Origin of the sequence: Streptomyces halobius (assembly GCF_023277745.1) — a bacterium.
In the GTDB taxonomy this organism is placed as follows: Bacteria; Actinomycetota; Actinomycetes; order Streptomycetales; family Streptomycetaceae; genus Streptomyces; species Streptomyces halobius.
In genome coordinates this window covers 5041832-5056381 of record NZ_CP086322.1, presented here as the reverse complement: position 1 = coordinate 5056381, position 14550 = coordinate 5041832, and the positions used below count along the sequence as shown (strand labels likewise).

The 14550-nt window shown below is 69.6% G+C and carries 16 protein-coding genes; 3 read left to right on the top strand and 13 right to left on the bottom strand.

The genetic code is table 11. The features are described 5' to 3' along the window. Positions 1 to 8 precede the first annotated feature (8 nt). The 4 genes from K9S39_RS22965 to K9S39_RS22950 form a co-directional block, all read right to left on the bottom strand. A complete protein-coding gene (locus K9S39_RS22965; RefSeq protein WP_248865227.1) occupies positions 9 to 1874 on the bottom strand; it encodes an NHL domain-containing thioredoxin family protein in 1866 nt (621 codons plus the stop codon). 101 nt (positions 1875 to 1975) lie between these two features. After that, positions 1976 to 2227, bottom strand: a complete 252-nt coding sequence (locus K9S39_RS22960) for a hypothetical protein (protein ID WP_248865226.1) — start codon at positions 2225 to 2227, stop codon at positions 1976 to 1978. 301 nt (positions 2228 to 2528) lie between these two features. Next, on the bottom strand, positions 2529 to 2720 hold the full coding sequence (locus K9S39_RS42460; RefSeq protein ID WP_319949574.1) for a hypothetical protein: 192 nt from the start codon (positions 2718 to 2720) through the stop codon (positions 2529 to 2531). Positions 2721 to 3150: 430 nt separating this feature from the next. Next, positions 3151 to 3357 carry a hypothetical protein gene (locus tag K9S39_RS22950; RefSeq protein WP_248865225.1) on the bottom strand — a complete coding sequence of 69 codons (207 nt, stop codon included), beginning with the start codon at positions 3355 to 3357 and terminating at the stop codon, positions 3151 to 3153. 74 nt (positions 3358 to 3431) lie between these two features. On the opposite strand from K9S39_RS22950, the gene K9S39_RS22945 reads away from it, so the two are divergent. After that, complete coding sequence (locus K9S39_RS22945; protein ID WP_248865224.1) at positions 3432 to 4628, top strand: helix-turn-helix domain-containing protein; 1197 nt, start codon at positions 3432 to 3434, stop codon at positions 4626 to 4628. 105 nt (positions 4629 to 4733) lie between these two features. Here K9S39_RS22945 and K9S39_RS22940 read toward each other — a convergent pair whose 3' ends face one another. From K9S39_RS22940 to K9S39_RS22925, 4 genes are all read right to left on the bottom strand, one after another. Then, entirely contained in the window at positions 4734 to 4958 is a 225-nt protein-coding gene (locus K9S39_RS22940) for a recombinase family protein (RefSeq protein WP_248865223.1), read from the bottom strand. Continuing rightward, complete coding sequence (locus tag K9S39_RS22935) at positions 4958 to 5335, bottom strand: recombinase family protein (RefSeq protein WP_319949646.1); 378 nt, start codon at positions 5333 to 5335, stop codon at positions 4958 to 4960. The genes K9S39_RS22940 and K9S39_RS22935 overlap by 1 nt, the downstream gene beginning before the upstream one ends. 133 nt (positions 5336 to 5468) lie before the next feature. After that, the gene (locus K9S39_RS22930) at positions 5469 to 5609 is read right to left on the bottom strand and encodes a thioredoxin domain-containing protein (RefSeq protein ID WP_248865221.1); all 141 of its coding nucleotides are present in this window, start codon (positions 5607 to 5609) and stop codon (positions 5469 to 5471) included. 83 nt (positions 5610 to 5692) lie between these two features. After that, on the bottom strand, positions 5693 to 6481 hold the full coding sequence (locus K9S39_RS22925) for a carbon-nitrogen family hydrolase (RefSeq protein WP_248865220.1): 789 nt from the start codon (positions 6479 to 6481) through the stop codon (positions 5693 to 5695). A 146-nt stretch (positions 6482 to 6627) separates the two neighbouring features. Between K9S39_RS22925 and K9S39_RS22920 the strand changes: the two genes are divergently transcribed. Then, positions 6628 to 7452: a maleylpyruvate isomerase family mycothiol-dependent enzyme gene (locus tag K9S39_RS22920; protein WP_248865219.1), complete on the top strand. Its 825-nt coding sequence runs from the start codon at positions 6628 to 6630 to the stop codon at positions 7450 to 7452. A 272-nt stretch (positions 7453 to 7724) separates the two neighbouring features. On the opposite strand, the gene K9S39_RS22915 is transcribed toward K9S39_RS22920, so the two are convergent. Both K9S39_RS22915 and K9S39_RS22910 read right to left on the bottom strand, forming a co-directional pair. Further along, a complete protein-coding gene (locus K9S39_RS22915; RefSeq protein WP_248865218.1) occupies positions 7725 to 9050 on the bottom strand; it encodes an MFS transporter in 1326 nt (441 codons plus the stop codon). Positions 9051 to 9189: 139 nt separating this feature from the next. Next, a complete protein-coding gene (locus tag K9S39_RS22910) occupies positions 9190 to 9864 on the bottom strand; it encodes a GntR family transcriptional regulator (RefSeq protein WP_248865217.1) in 675 nt (224 codons plus the stop codon). A 549-nt stretch (positions 9865 to 10413) separates the two neighbouring features. Between K9S39_RS22910 and K9S39_RS22905 the strand changes: the two genes are divergently transcribed. Then, the gene (locus tag K9S39_RS22905) at positions 10414 to 10590 is read left to right on the top strand and encodes a hypothetical protein (protein WP_248865216.1); all 177 of its coding nucleotides are present in this window, start codon (positions 10414 to 10416) and stop codon (positions 10588 to 10590) included. 145 nt (positions 10591 to 10735) lie between these two features. Here K9S39_RS22905 and K9S39_RS22900 read toward each other — a convergent pair whose 3' ends face one another. The 3 genes from K9S39_RS22900 to pdhA are packed head-to-tail and all read right to left on the bottom strand — an operon-like array spanning position 10736 to position 14416. Continuing rightward, on the bottom strand, positions 10736 to 12190 hold the full coding sequence (locus K9S39_RS22900) for a dihydrolipoamide acetyltransferase family protein (RefSeq protein ID WP_248865215.1): 1455 nt from the start codon (positions 12188 to 12190) through the stop codon (positions 10736 to 10738). A 22-nt stretch (positions 12191 to 12212) separates the two neighbouring features. Continuing rightward, positions 12213 to 13196, bottom strand: coding sequence for an alpha-ketoacid dehydrogenase subunit beta (locus tag K9S39_RS22895; RefSeq protein WP_248865214.1), 984 nt, complete (start codon positions 13194 to 13196; stop codon positions 12213 to 12215). 2 nt (positions 13197 to 13198) lie between these two features. Further along, positions 13199 to 14416, bottom strand: a complete 1218-nt coding sequence (gene pdhA, locus K9S39_RS22890) for a pyruvate dehydrogenase (acetyl-transferring) E1 component subunit alpha (protein WP_248865213.1) — start codon at positions 14414 to 14416, stop codon at positions 13199 to 13201. Positions 14417 to 14550 lie beyond the last annotated feature (134 nt).

Below are 14550 nucleotides of genomic sequence, written 5' to 3'. Positions count from 1 at the left end.
GGCTTCGGCTACCCGGCGTCCAGCCCCGCCAGCACGAGCCCGAGCCGGGCCGCCCCGTCATCGACGACACGGACCGGTACACCCCAATCCTGCTGGTGCACATGGCAGGCGGGGTACTCGATGCCCGGATCGTCATCGCAGGACGCGGCCATCGCCGAGACATGCAGGACGCCCTCGGTCACGCCGTCCGCCAGCACCAGGTCGCGGCTGAGGTCGGTGTCCGCGCCCGCGCCCTCGGCCAGCAGCTCCGGCGGTGTCGCGCTGACCAGCAGCCGCGTAGAGGGCCCGTACCTGGTGTCGAGCTTCTGGCCCGCCGGTGCCTGGAAGACCACATCGAGACGGAGGGTGCCCGGCGCGATCTCGGTGGCCGCGCGCTGCGTTCGGTGCGCCACCGACTCGACCCGGACCGCCTCCTCGGGGAGCCGCAGCCGGGTCAGCCGGTGCCGGGCCGACTCCACCACCACGATGTCGTCGTCGGCGAGCACCGCGCCCGACGGCTCGCGCAGATCCGTCGCCACCGTCGTGACCTCACCGTTCGCCGGGTCGAAGCGGCGCAGCGCATGGTTGTACGTGTCCGCGATGGCGACCGAGCCGTCGGGCAGCGCCGTCACGCCCAGCGGGTGCTGCAGCAGCGCCTGACCGGCGGCGCCGTCGCGGTGCCCGAAGTCGAAGAGACCGGTGCCGACGGCCGTACGGACGACATATCCGTCCCCCTCCTCGGAGCGCTCCACCCACCGCACCGCGCTGCTCTCCGAGTCCGCGACCCACAGCCGGTCGCCGGCCGCCGCGAGCCCCGAGGGCTGCGCGAACCACGCCTCTGCGGCCGGGCCGTCCACCAGCCCCTCGCTGGTGGTACCGGCCGCGACCTCGACCGTGCCGGCGGCCGGGTCGTACGTCCACAGCTGGTGCACCCCGGCCATAGCGATCCACAGCCGGTCCTGCCACCAGGCGAGGTCCCAGGGCGAGGAGAGGTTCACCTCGCGGGCCGGACCGGAGGTCGGCGAGCCCTGCCACCACTGTTTGCCGGTGCCGGCCACCGTCTCCAGGGCGCCGCTCCCGGGGTCGAACACCCTGATGGCGTGGTTGACCGTGTCCGCGACGGCGACCCTGCCGTCGGGCAGCAGCGCCAGGCCCTGCGGCTCGTTGAAGGAGTCCGCGCCGAGGCCGCGCTCGCCGCTGCCGATCCGGCGCAGCACCCGCTCGCCGTCCGCCGCCAGCTCCACGAGCCGGTGCCGGGTGGTGTCCGAGACGAGGAAGGTGCCACCCGGCAGCCGCAGTGCCTTGCCGGGGAAGCGCAGATCGGTGGCCACCGGTTCGGGCGGTACATACGGCCCTCCCCCATAGCCTTCATGGCATGGGCGGTACCCCCATCCACGTCGCAGCGTGCCCTTCTCCGCATGCTCGGCCGTCAGCTCCTCGACGAGCTTCTCGATGGCGTGCGCATGGCCCTCACCGGCGTGCTGGGCGACGACATACCCCTCGGGGTCGATCACCACGAGCGTCGGCCAGGCCCGCACCGCGTACTGCTTCCAGGTGGCGAGCTCCGGATCGTCCAGCACCGGGTGCTCGACGCCGTAGCGCTCGACGGCGTCCACGACCGCCTGGTGCTCGGCCTCGTGGACGAACTTCGGCGAGTGCACCCCGATGATCACGACGGTGTCGCGGTGCCGCTCCTCCAGCTCCCGCAGTTCGTCCAGGACATGCAGGCAATTCACACAGCAAAAGGTCCAGAAATCTAGCACGACGCAACGACCTCGGAGGTCGGCCAGCGTGAGGTTCTTTCCGCCCGTGTTCAGCCATCCGCCCTTGCCGATCAGCTCAGGGGCGCGGACGCGGGGACGGCGGCGGACCGTCGGCTGTTCCTGGTTGCTCATGTGTCCAGGATGCACGGGCCATCTGCGGACAGCGGACCGGGGCATGGCAGAGCCCCGCCCACGCACCATGGGGAGCGCACAGACGGGGCCGGTTCGAGCAGTCAGTCTTCCTCGGGCGGGATGATGAAGCCACGCGTGGGTCCGCGTCGGGTGGGCTCCGGGTTGGCATCCCGGAACTTCGCCACAACGGCCACCAGGGCATTAGCGGTCGTGTCCTTGCGGGTCGTGGGGTCGGCCGTGTCGTACACGCGCCATTCCCCCGCCGGGTTGTCTGGATCTTCCGGCGCGACCACTCCGGGGACACCCAGCCGCCTCAACGCCGTATCCACCTGCCGGGCTTCTTCCGCGTTCATGCCGGGCAGCCTAGCTACCCCCACCGCCATGCGTTGCGCAATTCCCCGGGTTGATGGGGCCGCAGCCTCCGGGCTTTGGGGTGTGGTTGCAGTTCGCTGCGACTGACACCAAGACCTTGTCCGGCCCCGTCCACAGCTCGCTGTCTACCTCGTGTCCGGCTTCCTCGATCAGGGCCACAGTCCGCGTTAGCACCTGCGGGTGGTGGCGCTCCGGGTCCGGGCGCTCGGGGTAGTGGTGGACGAACCGTCCGAGCCCTTCACACAGCTTGGCGTACGGCCCTGTGTGCAGGATCAGCGCGTGTCAGCCCTCGTCCACCACCTGCGATGGGGCGATCTTCATCGTGGGGAACTTCGCAGCAGCGTCCACGAACTTGAGCGCTTCCGTCACGATCCGAGCGGCCATAGGCTCGTCCATGCCGGGGTTGTTGTCGAGGACTGTTGCGACGACTCCCCCGAACGCAGCAGGGGTGAGTAATTCGCGTACATCATTCATGTGCGTTTCCTCCCTGGTGTGGATTCAATGGCCCGCCCCGGTTGCTCGACCTGTCCAGGGTTTCCACCAACCGGGGCGGGTGCTTGGGTGCTTCGGCTGCCCTAGGTCCGAAGCGGCTTTCCTCACTGCCTAGGGCAGCACCCCAGTTAAGGGGCGGATTGGGGCGAGAGCCTGAGCCCGTCAGCTCAGATTGGGCACGTCTGCCCGCGCTCAGGGCTTGTCCGGCCGGGGACTGTCTAGGCCGGTCTCACGGTGTCCGGTGAGACCAGCCACTCAGCGCCCCCACCTTCGGGCCACAGGAAGGCCGTAGGCCGCTTGCGGCGCTCCTGGGGCGGGTCGGCGGGGTCTACGTAGTCCAGGATTACGTCGCGCAGGATGCCCACGCGTCCAGCAGAGTCCTGGACGCGCTTGCCAATGTCCCCTTCCAAGATCACGGGCGCCGCCGCTTGGCGTGCGGGTGTTTCCTGATCTCCACATTGCAGTCAGAGACCTTCGAGCCGTCTCCGGCGAGCCATGCAGCTTCCCGCTCCCTGGCCAGCGCGCCACACACATCGCAGCCGTCCACGGGCACGGGCTCCAGGTCCCTCCGTAACGGCAGCTCTACCGGCGCCGTGAGGAATCTCGTCGGCTCTGTCATGTCGGCAGCCTCCGCCCGGAGCGCATCTACGACTAGCGGCCCCGTGTAGGCCAACTGTCGGCCAGACTTGACCCATGACCGGGACGATCGGGGCCAACATCCGACATCTGCGCGAACAGCGCGGGTGGAGCCAGGCACGCCTGGCGCGGGAGGTCTGCCGGGTCGCTGGCCTCCAGGGCGAACCCGTCGGCCGCCAGGAAGTCAGCCGGTGGGAGACCGGGAAGCGCACGCCGCGTGAGTGGCTTCCTTTCCTCGCTGCCGCCCTCGGTGTTTCCGCAGAAGCGCTCACGGCACCACAGGCGCCCACTGAGACCCCGTTGCCGACGCTCGCCGACTTCCTGCCCGAGGAAGACCCGCTGGCCCCTCTCAGCGCCCGTACGGGGCGACGCATCGGAGCCGGCACGGCGGACGATCTACAGAAGCGTGCCCACGGCCTTCGACTCGCCGATGACGTACTAGCCGGGGGCGACCTCATGCGCCCCGCACTACGGGAACTCCGGTCGGCCGTACGTATCTACCGGGAAGCCACACACACTGAGGACGTAGGCCGTCAACTCCTCATCCAAATTGTCGAGTTGGCGCAAATTGCGGGATGGATTGCGAGTGACGCCGGGCAGCACATGGAGGCAGAGCGGATCTACCGCCTAGGCCTGTCGGCAGCGGACAAGGCCCGTGACGCGACACTGGCGGGCCATCTACTCGGCTCCCTGGCCTACCAGCGGACAAACACAGGGGATGTGAAGGAAGGGCTCACCATGGCTCGGGCAGCACTGGTAAACGCCAGCGAAGCCCCGCCACGGGCGCGCGCCCTGTACCTCGATCGCGTGGCGTGGGCCCACACGCAGACTGGGGAGGCTCAGCCCGCCATGCGCGCACTCGGGGAAGCAAGCGAAGCGCTCGCCCAGCACGACGGGGAGGAAGAACCTGCCTACCTGTATTGGGTGGATGCCGGGGAGCTACAGGTCATGGAATCCCGCGTCTACACCGAGCTACGCCGACCGCTTCGGGCCGTGCCGTTGCTGCGGGACGTACTCAGCCGGTATGACGCGACGCACACGCGGGAACTCGCGCTCTACTTGTCTTGGCTTGCCGTCGCTCTCGCAGACGCCAATGAGCCGGAGGAAGCGGCGTCTACAGCGGAGCGAGTCATCACGCTGTCCGCCGACGTGGCCAGCGAGCGGACATCGGAGCGGGTACGAGTCGTGCTCGCACGGCTGGAAGCGTTCAAGGACGTGCCCGAAGTGCGCGCCCTACTCGACAACGTGGCGTGACTGCCAGGCCATTCACAGGGCGCTCGGGGGCGTTACTGTCCCCTTCACGAGGTCGTTCTCGACCACGTTTCGGAACATGCCCCCTGGTCAGCGAGCAAGCACCGCTCAAAAAAATAGGATCACACCTAGCGCGCGTACGTCTTGCTGGAGCAACTGGGAGAGCGTGTTGACCTGCCAGAGTCCGCCACGGGGCCCGGGGATCTCGTATTCGTTCAACAGTCGGGCGACCTTGACGAGCGGCACACCCGCCAGGGCTTCGTCCGCGATGAGTCGCGCGTAGACGCCTGTCTCAGGATCAGGTGTGAGCTGTCCTGTCTCCGGGTCGATCATCAACCCGTACGGGGTTGTCCGCCGATCCATCGGCCTTGGCCCCGGAGGTACTGCTTCGCATGCCCGACGCGTTCGCCGAGTGTCTTGGACTCCGCACGCGCCAGCTCCGACAGTGTGGCCATGATCAGGCGGGCGTTCGGCTTGCTGGAGTCCAAGCCGTCCACGACGGAGATCAGCCGGCCGCCCGCCTTGTCGAGCTGGTCCAGCAGTAGCCCGATCTCTCCCATGCCCTTGCGCGACAGGCGGTCCAGCTTCCAGACGATCAACGTTCCGACCACGCCCGCAGCCAAGGCGGCCTTGGCGGCGTCGAACCCCTTGCGGGTGACGTGCTTGTATCCGGACCGTCCACGGTCGATGTGCACCTGTCGTATCGACAGGCCGTTCCTCCTGGCCTACTCCTCACAGTCGTGTTGTTGGCGCTCGATCGCTGTCTTCCCGTCCCTGTCTAGCGACAGTCGGAGGTAGAGATCAGCAAACGTGTGGTGGTGCACGTCCCCTCCCGGAAGTTCCTCACAGTGTGCAGGACTTCCAGAAATCGAGGATGACAATGCGTCCTCGCAGATCGGAGAGGGTCAGATCGTTATTGCCGGTGTTCAGCCAGCCGCCCTTGCCGATCAGCTCGGGGGCCCGGACGCGCGCACGAGAAGCCATGTGGACATTCAACGTCACTCAGGTGCCCGCACATTCCACAGGGGCTCCGATGAGGGCCCGGGCCCGAGCCCCGGTTACGGGCGTCAGGGGCGGTCGAGGCCCAGCACGCGGTCGCGGAGGACGGGGAAGTCGGCGCGGGTCTTGGCGACCTCGGACGGATCGAGGTCCACGGTCAGCACCTCTTCGTCCGGCCCGGCCTCGGCGAGCACCTCGCCCCAGGGGTCGACGACGACGCTGTGGCCGGCCTGTTCGACGTCGGCATGGGTACCCGCGGTGCCGCAGGCCAGCACATACGTCTGGTTCTCCACGGCGCGGGCGCGGGCCAGCAGCGACCAGTGCGCACGGCGGCGGGCCGGCCATCCGGCGGGCACGACCAGCATCTGGGCGCCGTCCGCCGCCAGCTGCCGGAAGAGTTCCGGGAAGCGGAGGTCGTAGCAGGTGGCCAGGCCCAGCGTGGTCTGCGGCAAGGCGACCGTGACCGCGCGGTCACCGGCGCCCAGCAGCACGGCCTCACCCTGGTCGAAGCCGAAGCGGTGGATCTTGCGGTAGGACGCGACGAGTTGGCCGTCGGGGGAGAAGACCAGCGAGGTGTTGTAGAGGGTGCCGTCCGCGGCCCGCTCGACGATGGATCCGGCGTGCAGCCAGACCCCGGCGTCCCGCGCGGCCGCCGACATCGCCGCATGCGTCGGCCCCGTCAGCGGCTCCGCCTCGGCGTCGAAGAGATCGGCGGCGAACGCGCCGACCGGCCACAGCTCGGGGAGGACGACGAGGTCGCTGGCCGCCCGTGCGCGGACGAGCGAAGCCGCCCTTTCACGCCGGGAATTGACCGATTCCGCCGGATCCACACCCATCTGGATCAGTGAGGCGCGCACAGTACCACCGCCTAAGCATTCGAACCGGGCCGTCAGTCAAACATCCACCTACGATGGTCCCCCAAAAGCACTGCCGGGGTGCCCGTGCGCAGCGTAACTTAACTGCACAGACAGCATGCCCGCGTACGAACCGTCCGAGGGGTCCCGTGACCGTCCATCCCAGCCTTCAGTCCTCCATCGATGCCTGGACGCACTCCATAGAAGCGATAGCCGAGCTGGTGACGCCACTCGTCGAGGGCGAGTGGAACAGGGCGACGGACCTCCCGGGGTGGTCCGTCCGCGACATCATCTCGCATGTCATCGGCCTGGAATGCGAGATGCTCGGCGACCCGCGTCCGATCCACACCCTGCCGCGCGATCTCTACCATGTGCGCACCGAGTCCGCCCGCCGCATGGAGGTGCAGGTGGACGTCCGGCGTCACCACACCGCGCCGGAGATGCTCAGCGAGCTGGAATACACCGTCATCCGCCGTTCCCGGCAGCTGCGTAACGAGTCCCGTCGACCGGACGCCGTGGTGCGCAGTCCGCTCGACGAGGACCGGACGCTGGAATTCGTTCTGCAGCAGCGGGCGTTCGACGTCTGGGTGCATGAGCAGGACCTGCGGCGGGCGCTCGGCAAGCCCGGCAACCTCGACTCCCCCGGCGCGCATGTGACGCGCGATCTGTTGATGAAGGTGCTGCCCGGCGTCGTCGCCGAGCGGGCCCAGGCGCCCGCGGACTCCGTGGTGGTCTTCGATGTCAGCGGCCCGGTGGAGTTCATGCGGACGGTCCGGGTGGACGCCGAGGGGAAGGGCACGATCAACGGCAGTGTCTCGCTCGGCCCGACCGTGACGCTGGCCCTGGACTGGGAGACCTTCATGCGGCTGGCCTGCGGCCGGTGCCGCCTGGCGGCCGTCGCCGACCAGGTCAAGATCGAGGGCGATCGCGAGCTGGCCGGGCGGATCCTGGACAACTTCGCCGTCACGCCGTAGGGAGAACCGGGAGGCGGAGTGCCATGCGGGACGCCATCAGCGCCATGGCCGACCGCGCGGTGGGCCGTTTCACGTGAAACGCGGTGGACCGTTTCAGGTGAAACAACGCCACTGCCGGCGTCCTCGCCAACTGGGCGCCGGATACAGCGCCTTGGAGGACGACCGGAAGGTCCGGGGCACCACCGGAAAGCCTCCTGGGCACCGCGCGGCCGACGCGCCACAGGGGACCGGCCCGTACGGCGACGACGGCGGCATAAGGGGCCGGTCCGTCGTCACACAGGAACGTGGACGGCCTCGACCCGGCTCACGACCATCCGTTCCCGCTCGCGTCGCGCCGCGCTACGGCGCAGCCGCAGGATCTGCGAGACGCCGAGCGCCTCCAGGACGAAGACCGAGGCGAACGCGATCCGGTAGTTGTCACCGGTGGCGTCCAGCAGCACGCCGACAGCGAGCAGGGTCGTCATCGACGCCGTGAAGCCGCCCATGTTGACGATGCCGGAGGCGGTGCCCTGGCGCTCCGGCGGGTTCGCGGGCCGGGCGAAGTCAAAGCCGATCATCGAGGCGGGACCGCAGGCCCCCATCACCGCACAGAGTGCGGTCAGCAGCGCCACGGGCGCGTGATCGGCCGGCCAGGCCAGGGTGAGCGCCCACATCAGGGCGGTGGCCGCGACGGTGCCGAGCGCCAGCGGCGTACGGGCCGCGTGGTGGCGGGCGATGACCTGGCCGTAGATCAGGCCGATGGCCATGTTGGCGAGCACCACGAGGGTGAGCAGGTCACCGGCGGCGCCACGGGACAGGCCCTGCGCCTCGACGAGGAACGGCAGGCCCCACAGCAGCAGGAAGACCATCGCGGGGAACTGGGTGGTGAAGTGCACCCACATACCCAGCCGGGTGCCGGGCTCGCGCCAGGCGTCCGCGATCTGGCGGCGGACGAACGCGGCACCGGTGTGCCGGGCGGGCGCGGGCGGCGGTTCAAAGCCCTTGGGGTGGTCCTTGAGGAAGACCAGCAGCACGGCCAGGACGACGATGCCGCCGACCGCGCTGCCGGCGAAGGTCGGGGTCCAGCCGAGGGAATGCAGCAGCCGGGCGAGGACGAGGGTGGAGATCAGGTTGCCCGCCATCCCGACGAGCGCGGCGATCTGGGCGATCAACGGGCCGCGACGGGCCGGGAACCAGCGTGAGCCCAGCCGCAGCACGCTGATGAACGTCATCGCGTCACCGCAACCGAGCAGCGCGCGGGAGCCGAGCGCCATGGCATACGTCTCCGAGAGCGCGAAGCCGAACTGGCCGAGGGTGTAGAGCACGGCCCCGAGGGTCAGCACCTTCTTGGCCCCCAGCCGGTCGACCAGCAGGCCCACGGGTATCTGCATGCCCGCGTACACGAGCAGCTGGAGGATCGAGAAGGTGGACAGCTCCGAGGCGTTGATGTGGAACCGCTCGGCGGCGTCCAGGCCGGCCACACCCAGGCTCGTACGGTAGGTGATCGCGACGAAGTAGACCGCGACGCCGATGCCCCAGACGGCCATGGCCCTGCGGCCACCGGGCGGATCCGAGGGCAGCAGCCGAGCGGACCCACCCGTGGTTCCGCCTCCGCTCATGCCGACACCTCGCTACGCGAGGCACCGCGTGCGCGAGGCGCGTACCTCTCCATGACTGTCCCCCTGGGGTCCCCTCGGCCGGAGTCCCCCAGCGGTAGCCGGGGGACTCCGGCCGAGGGGACCCCCATGCTGCGCTCGCTCACCGCACGTCCCCCTGGGCCAGGTTGCGCACCCAGCTGACGTGCCGGTGCACGGATTCGGTCGCCGCGTCCGCGTCACCGGCCCGCAGCGCCTCAAGGATCTCCCCGTGCTCGGTGATGTTCTTGGCGATCCGGTCGGGGTGCGCATGCATGACGGCGACGCCCATGCGCAGCTGCCGGTCGCGCAGCTGCTCGTAGAGCCGGTCCAGGATCTGGTTGCCGGTGCTGCGGACGATGGCGGCGTGGAAGGCCCGGTCCGCGACGGAGACGGCGGCCAGGTCGCCGGACGCGGCCTGCTCCCGCATGGTGTCCAGCAGCTCGGTGAGCTCGTCGAGCAACGCCTCGCTCGCGGGGACCGCCTTGGCCGCCGCGTGCTTCTCCACCAGCAGCCGGGTCTCGACGACATCGGCGATCTCCTGCGCGGAGACCGGCAGCACCAGTGCGCCCTTCTTCGGGTAGAGCTTGATCAGCCCCTCGACCTCCAGGCGCAGCAGCGCCTCCCGCACCGGTGTCCGCGAGACGCCCACGGTCTCCGCCAGCTCCCCCTCGGTGAGCAGCATTCCGCCCTCGTAGCGGCGGTCCAGGACGGCGTCCTTGACATGGGCGTAGACCCGCTCGGCGGCGGGGGGCTGTTTGGCAGGCGCGGGGTGGGCGGGAGCGGGTACGGGCGACATGTGCACAGCATAGATACAACAGGTATGCGTTGGCATTCCGTCCCGCGATGCGGACGGTCAATAGGGCGTTTGTCCTGGTAGAGCTGCTCTTGCTCCCCGTTCGGTCGGTTTGCGGCGGCCCGTCCGCTCTGTGTGGACGGGCCTGTCGCCCGCTCTGCGTGGACGGCCCGCCGGCTCCGCTGTGGACGGGCGGCGGGTACGCGCCTCTTGCCGCCGGGTGGGGAGAACATGTCATTGCCCCGGGGGTCCGCACGCTCAGCAGCCGACCCTCGCGCATATGCAGCCATGACACGGTCTTCGGGGTGGGGCGCTCCAAGGCGATCAGCACCTGGCCGTCCGGCGTCCACCCGCCGCGCGCGCTCCGTGAAGCCCATGCCTCGGAGAAACGGCGTGCGCGGGCGGGCGCGCACTGCATCTGACCGGAGGGGTATGACGCGTCAGACTCAAGTCTGACGAGAGTCCGTACCTGACGCGTACGGATCCGGGGCGCATCCCATGGGTGAATGGAGGCAGGGGCCGGGAGGCTCCGCAATCCAAGGGGAGTTGACCATGCAGCCCAGGACGAACGCCGGCCGTCGTACACGGAACGCGGTCGTGGTGGCATTGATCGTCGCCGCGCTGTGGGCCGCCGCAACGCTGACCCGTGGCGCCGCGCACGCCGACGAGTCCGGCCCGACCGGACCGGTGGCGCACTTCAGCCGTGCGGTGGAGCTCATCCGGGGCTGATCGCCTCCGGGAACCGGGGAGCGGGGGCGGGACCGGGGCGATCGCCCGTCGTCATCTGACGGACAACGATCAGGGGCGGTGTTTCACGTGAAACTGTTTCACGTGAAACACCGCCCCTGCTGCCCTATGCCGTGGCCGGGCCGGCTCAGCCCCAGGTGATCAGCCGCTTCGGGCGCTCCAGCACCGCCGCGATATCCGCGAGGACCTTGGAGCCCAGTTCGCCGTCGACCAAGCGGTGGTCGAAGGACAGCGCCAGCGTGGTGACCTGGCGCGGCTTGACCTTGCCCTTGTGGACCCACGGCTGGAGCTTGACCGCGCCGAAGGCGAGGATCGCCGACTCCCCGGGGTTGAGGATCGGGGTGCCGGTGTCGACGCCGAAGACGCCGACATTGGTGATGGTGACCGTACCGCCGGACATCGCCGCCGGAGAGGTCTTGCCCTCGCGGGCGGTGGACACCAACTCGCCCAGCTCCTGAGCCAGTTGCGGGAGGGTCTTGACACCCGCGTCCTTGATGTTCGGGACGATCAGCCCGCGCGGGGTGGCCGCCGCGATCCCGAGGTTCACATAGTCCTTGTGGACGATCTCCTGCCGCGCCTCGTCCCAGGCCGCGTTGACCTCCGGGTGGCGCTTGATGGCGACCAGGAAGGCTTTGGCGACCAGGAGGAGGGGGTTCACCCGCAGACCGGCCATGTCCGGGTCCTGCTTCAGCTGCTGGACGAGCTTCATCGTGCGGGTCACATCGACGGTGATGAACTCCGTGACATGCGGCGCGGTGAAGGCGCTGGAGACCATCGCCTGAGCGGTGGCCTTCCGTACGCCCTTGACCGGTACCCGGCGCTCGCGGGCGGCGGTGTCGAAGGTGGGCCCCTCGGCCGGGGCGGCCGCCTCGGCGACCGGCGCGGCAACGGACGGCGCCGGAGCCGGTGCGGCGGCCGCGTGCACGTCCTCGCGGGTGATGGTGCCGTCCGGCCCGGTCGGCGCGACCGTCGCCAGATCGATGCCGAGGTCCTTGGCGAGCTTGCGCACCGGCGGCTTGGCCAGCGGCCGCCCACCGGACGGGGTGGCCACCGGCGCCGGAGCGGCCGACGCGCCCGCCGTGTGCCCGTTCAGCTCCGCCTGCGGCCCGCCGCGTACCGGCTCCGGCTGCGTCGGCACCTCGGGCTGCGGCTTGCGTGCACGGCGCCTGGTCGAGGACGGGGCGGCGCCGTAGCCGACAAGCACCGCCTGCCGGCCCTGCGGCTCCGCGTCCTCCTCGGCCGACGCGGCGGGCCCGGTCTCGGCCGTCGGCGGCGCCGGGGGCTGCTCCTGGACGGGCCCGGCACCGGGGTCGGTGTCCACCGTGATGATCACGGTGCCGACATCCACGGTCTCGCCCTCGCCGAAGCGCAGCTCATGCACCACCCCGTCGTACGGAATGGGCAGTTCGACGGCGGCCTTGGCCGTTTCGACCTCACAGACGACCTGGCCGTCGGTGACGGTGTCGCCCGGCTGGACGTACCACTTGAGGATCTCGCCCTCGGTGAGGCCCTCGCCCACATCCGGCATCTTGAACTCGCGGAAGCGCTGTGTGTTCGCGGCGCCGGCGGTTCCTGCAGTCATGGTCACGACTCTCCTCTAACCCTCAGTACGCCAGCGCACGGTCGACGGCGTCGAGCACCCGGTCCAGTCCCGGAAGGTACTCGTCCTCCAGCCGGGACGGCGGATACGGGGCGTGGAAGCCGCCGACCCGCAGGACCGGGGCCTCCAGGTGGTAGAAGCAGCGCTCGGTGATGCGGGCGGCGATCTCCGCGCCGCTGCCGAAGAAGACCGGGGCCTCGTGGACCACGACCAGTCGGCCGGTCTTCTGGACCGAGGACTGGATCGTGTCGAAGTCGATGGGCGAGATCGAGCGCAGGTCCAGCACCTCGATCGACTTGCCCTCCTCCGCCGCGACCTTCGCGACGTCCGTGCAGACCTTCACCATCGGCCCGTAGGCAGCGAGCGTGAGATCCGAACCGGCCTGGGTGACCCGGGCCTTGTGCAGCGGGTCCGGGATCGCCTCGGTGTCCAGGCGCGACTTGTCGTGGTAGCGGCGCTTGGGCTCGAAGAAGATGACCGGGTCATCGCCCGCGATGGCCTGCTGGAGCATCCAGTAGGCGTCCGACGCGTTCGCGGGCGAGACGATCTTGAGGCCCGCGACATGCGCGAACAGCGCCTCGGGGGACTCGGAGTGGTGCTCGACCGCACCGATGCCGCCCGCGTACGGGATGCGGATGACGACCGGCACCTTGACCTTGCCCAGCGCCCGCGCGTGCATCTTCGCGAGCTGGGTGACGATCTGGTCGTAGGCGGGGAAGACGAAACCGTCGAACTGGATCTCGGCGACCGGGCGGTAGCCGCGCAGGGCCAGGCCGATCGCGGTGCCGATGATGCCGGACTCGGCGAGCGGGGTGTCGATCACCCGGTCCTCGCCGAAGTCCTTCTGCAGGCCGTCGGTGACGCGGAAGACGCCGCCGAGCTTGCCGACGTCCTCGCCCATGACGACGACCTTGGGGTCGGCCTCCATGGAGGTCCGCAGCGATTCGTTGATCGCCTTGGCGATGGTGATCTTCTCGAAGACGGCCATGGTCAGTTCCCCTCCGCGACGGCATCCGCGTCGGCGAACGACGCCTGGTACGCGGCGAACTGCGCGCGCTCCTCATCGACGAGCGCATGCCCGTCGGCATAGACATTCTCGAAGATCGCCATGACATCCGGATCGGGCATCGCCCGGACGGCGTCACGGACCCGCTTGCCCAGGGCCTCGCTCTCCTCGTCGATGGCGGCGAGGTAGGCGTCGTCGACGATGCCCTCGGCCTCCAGATACGTCCGCAGCCGCCGGATCGGGTCCTTCGCCTCCCAGGCCAGCCTCTCCTCGTCGGCCCGGTACCGCGTCGGGTCGTCGGAGGTGGTGTGCGCGCCCATGCGGTAGGTGAACGCCTCGATGAGCATGGGCCCCTGGCCGGTACGCGCCCGCTCCAGCGCGGCCTTGGTCACCGCCAGACAGGCCAGGACGTCATTGCCGTCGACCCGTACGCCGGGAAAGCCGAAGCCACGGGCGCGCTGGTAGAGCGGCACCCGCGTCTGCCTTTCGGTGGGCTCGGAAATCGCCCACTGATTGTTCTGACAGAAGAACACGACCGGGGCGTTGTAGACCGCGGAGAAGGTGAAGGCTTCCGCGACATCGCCCTGACTGGAGGCTCCGTCACCGAAATAGGCGATGACCGCGGAATCCGTGCCGTCTTTCTGCACGCCCATCGCATATCCGGTCGCGTGCAGCGTCTGCGAACCGATGACGATGGTGTAGAGGTGGAAGTTATTGCTGTTGGGGTCCCAGCCCCCGTTGTTGACCCCGCGGAACATGCCCAGCAGGTTCGCCGGGTCGACGCCGCGACACCAGGCCACACCGTGCTCACGGTAGGTCGGGAAGACATAGTCGTCGTCGCGCAGCGCGCGGCCGGAGCCGATCTGGGCGGCTTCCTGGCCCAGCAGCGAGGCCCACAGGCCCAGCTCGCCCTGGCGCTGGAGGGTGGTCGCCTCGGCGTCGAACTTCCGCGTCAGCACCATGTCCCGGTAGAGACCGCGCAGCTCTTCGGGGGCGAGGTCGATCGCGTAGTCCGGGTGCTCGACCCGCTTCCCTTCCGGGGTCAGCAGTTGTACGAGCTGGTCCTGCTCCGCCTGGTCCGTGTGGCCGGTGTTCTTGGCCTTGGCCTGGGCCGCCTTCTTGGCCGGCGACGCCTTCTTGGCGGTGGTGCGCTTGCTGCCGGCGCGGGTGGTATTCCGCTGGGCAGTGCCTTCCACGGTCACGTGCTGCTCCTCCGTCTGTCCGGCCCCCGGGGTCCGCCGGTGGCCGTATTGCGGCTCACCCGGTATCCGATACGGCGCACGGGGTGTGTGCGAACGCGGCCGGATCCGGATGGAACAAAGCGCCCCGGAAGCGG

Bases quoted from the DNA above. Each gene is read 5' to 3' on its own strand.
- K9S39_RS22965 (WP_248865227.1), bottom strand. From the start codon at position 1,874: ATGAGCAACCAGGAACAGCCGACGGTCCGCCGCCGTCCCCGCGTCCGC.
- K9S39_RS22960 (WP_248865226.1), bottom strand. From the start codon at position 2,227: ATGAACGCGGAAGAAGCCCGGCAGGTGGATACGGCGTTGAGGCGGCTG.
- K9S39_RS42460 (WP_319949574.1), bottom strand. From the start codon at position 2,720: ATGAATGATGTACGCGAATTACTCACCCCTGCTGCGTTCGGGGGAGTC.
- K9S39_RS22950 (WP_248865225.1), bottom strand. From the start codon at position 3,357: ATGACAGAGCCGACGAGATTCCTCACGGCGCCGGTAGAGCTGCCGTTA.
- K9S39_RS22945 (WP_248865224.1), top strand. From the start codon at position 3,432: ATGACCGGGACGATCGGGGCCAACATCCGACATCTGCGCGAACAGCGC.
- K9S39_RS22940 (WP_248865223.1), bottom strand. From the start codon at position 4,958: ATGATCGACCCGGAGACAGGACAGCTCACACCTGATCCTGAGACAGGC.
- K9S39_RS22930 (WP_248865221.1), bottom strand. From the start codon at position 5,609: ATGGCTTCTCGTGCGCGCGTCCGGGCCCCCGAGCTGATCGGCAAGGGC.
- K9S39_RS22915 (WP_248865218.1), bottom strand. From the start codon at position 9,050: ATGAGCGGAGGCGGAACCACGGGTGGGTCCGCTCGGCTGCTGCCCTCG.
- K9S39_RS22910 (WP_248865217.1), bottom strand. From the start codon at position 9,864: ATGTCGCCCGTACCCGCTCCCGCCCACCCCGCGCCTGCCAAACAGCCC.
- K9S39_RS22905 (WP_248865216.1), top strand. From the start codon at position 10,414: ATGCAGCCCAGGACGAACGCCGGCCGTCGTACACGGAACGCGGTCGTG.
- K9S39_RS22900 (WP_248865215.1), bottom strand. From the start codon at position 12,190: ATGACTGCAGGAACCGCCGGCGCCGCGAACACACAGCGCTTCCGCGAG.
- K9S39_RS22895 (WP_248865214.1), bottom strand. From the start codon at position 13,196: ATGGCCGTCTTCGAGAAGATCACCATCGCCAAGGCGATCAACGAATCG.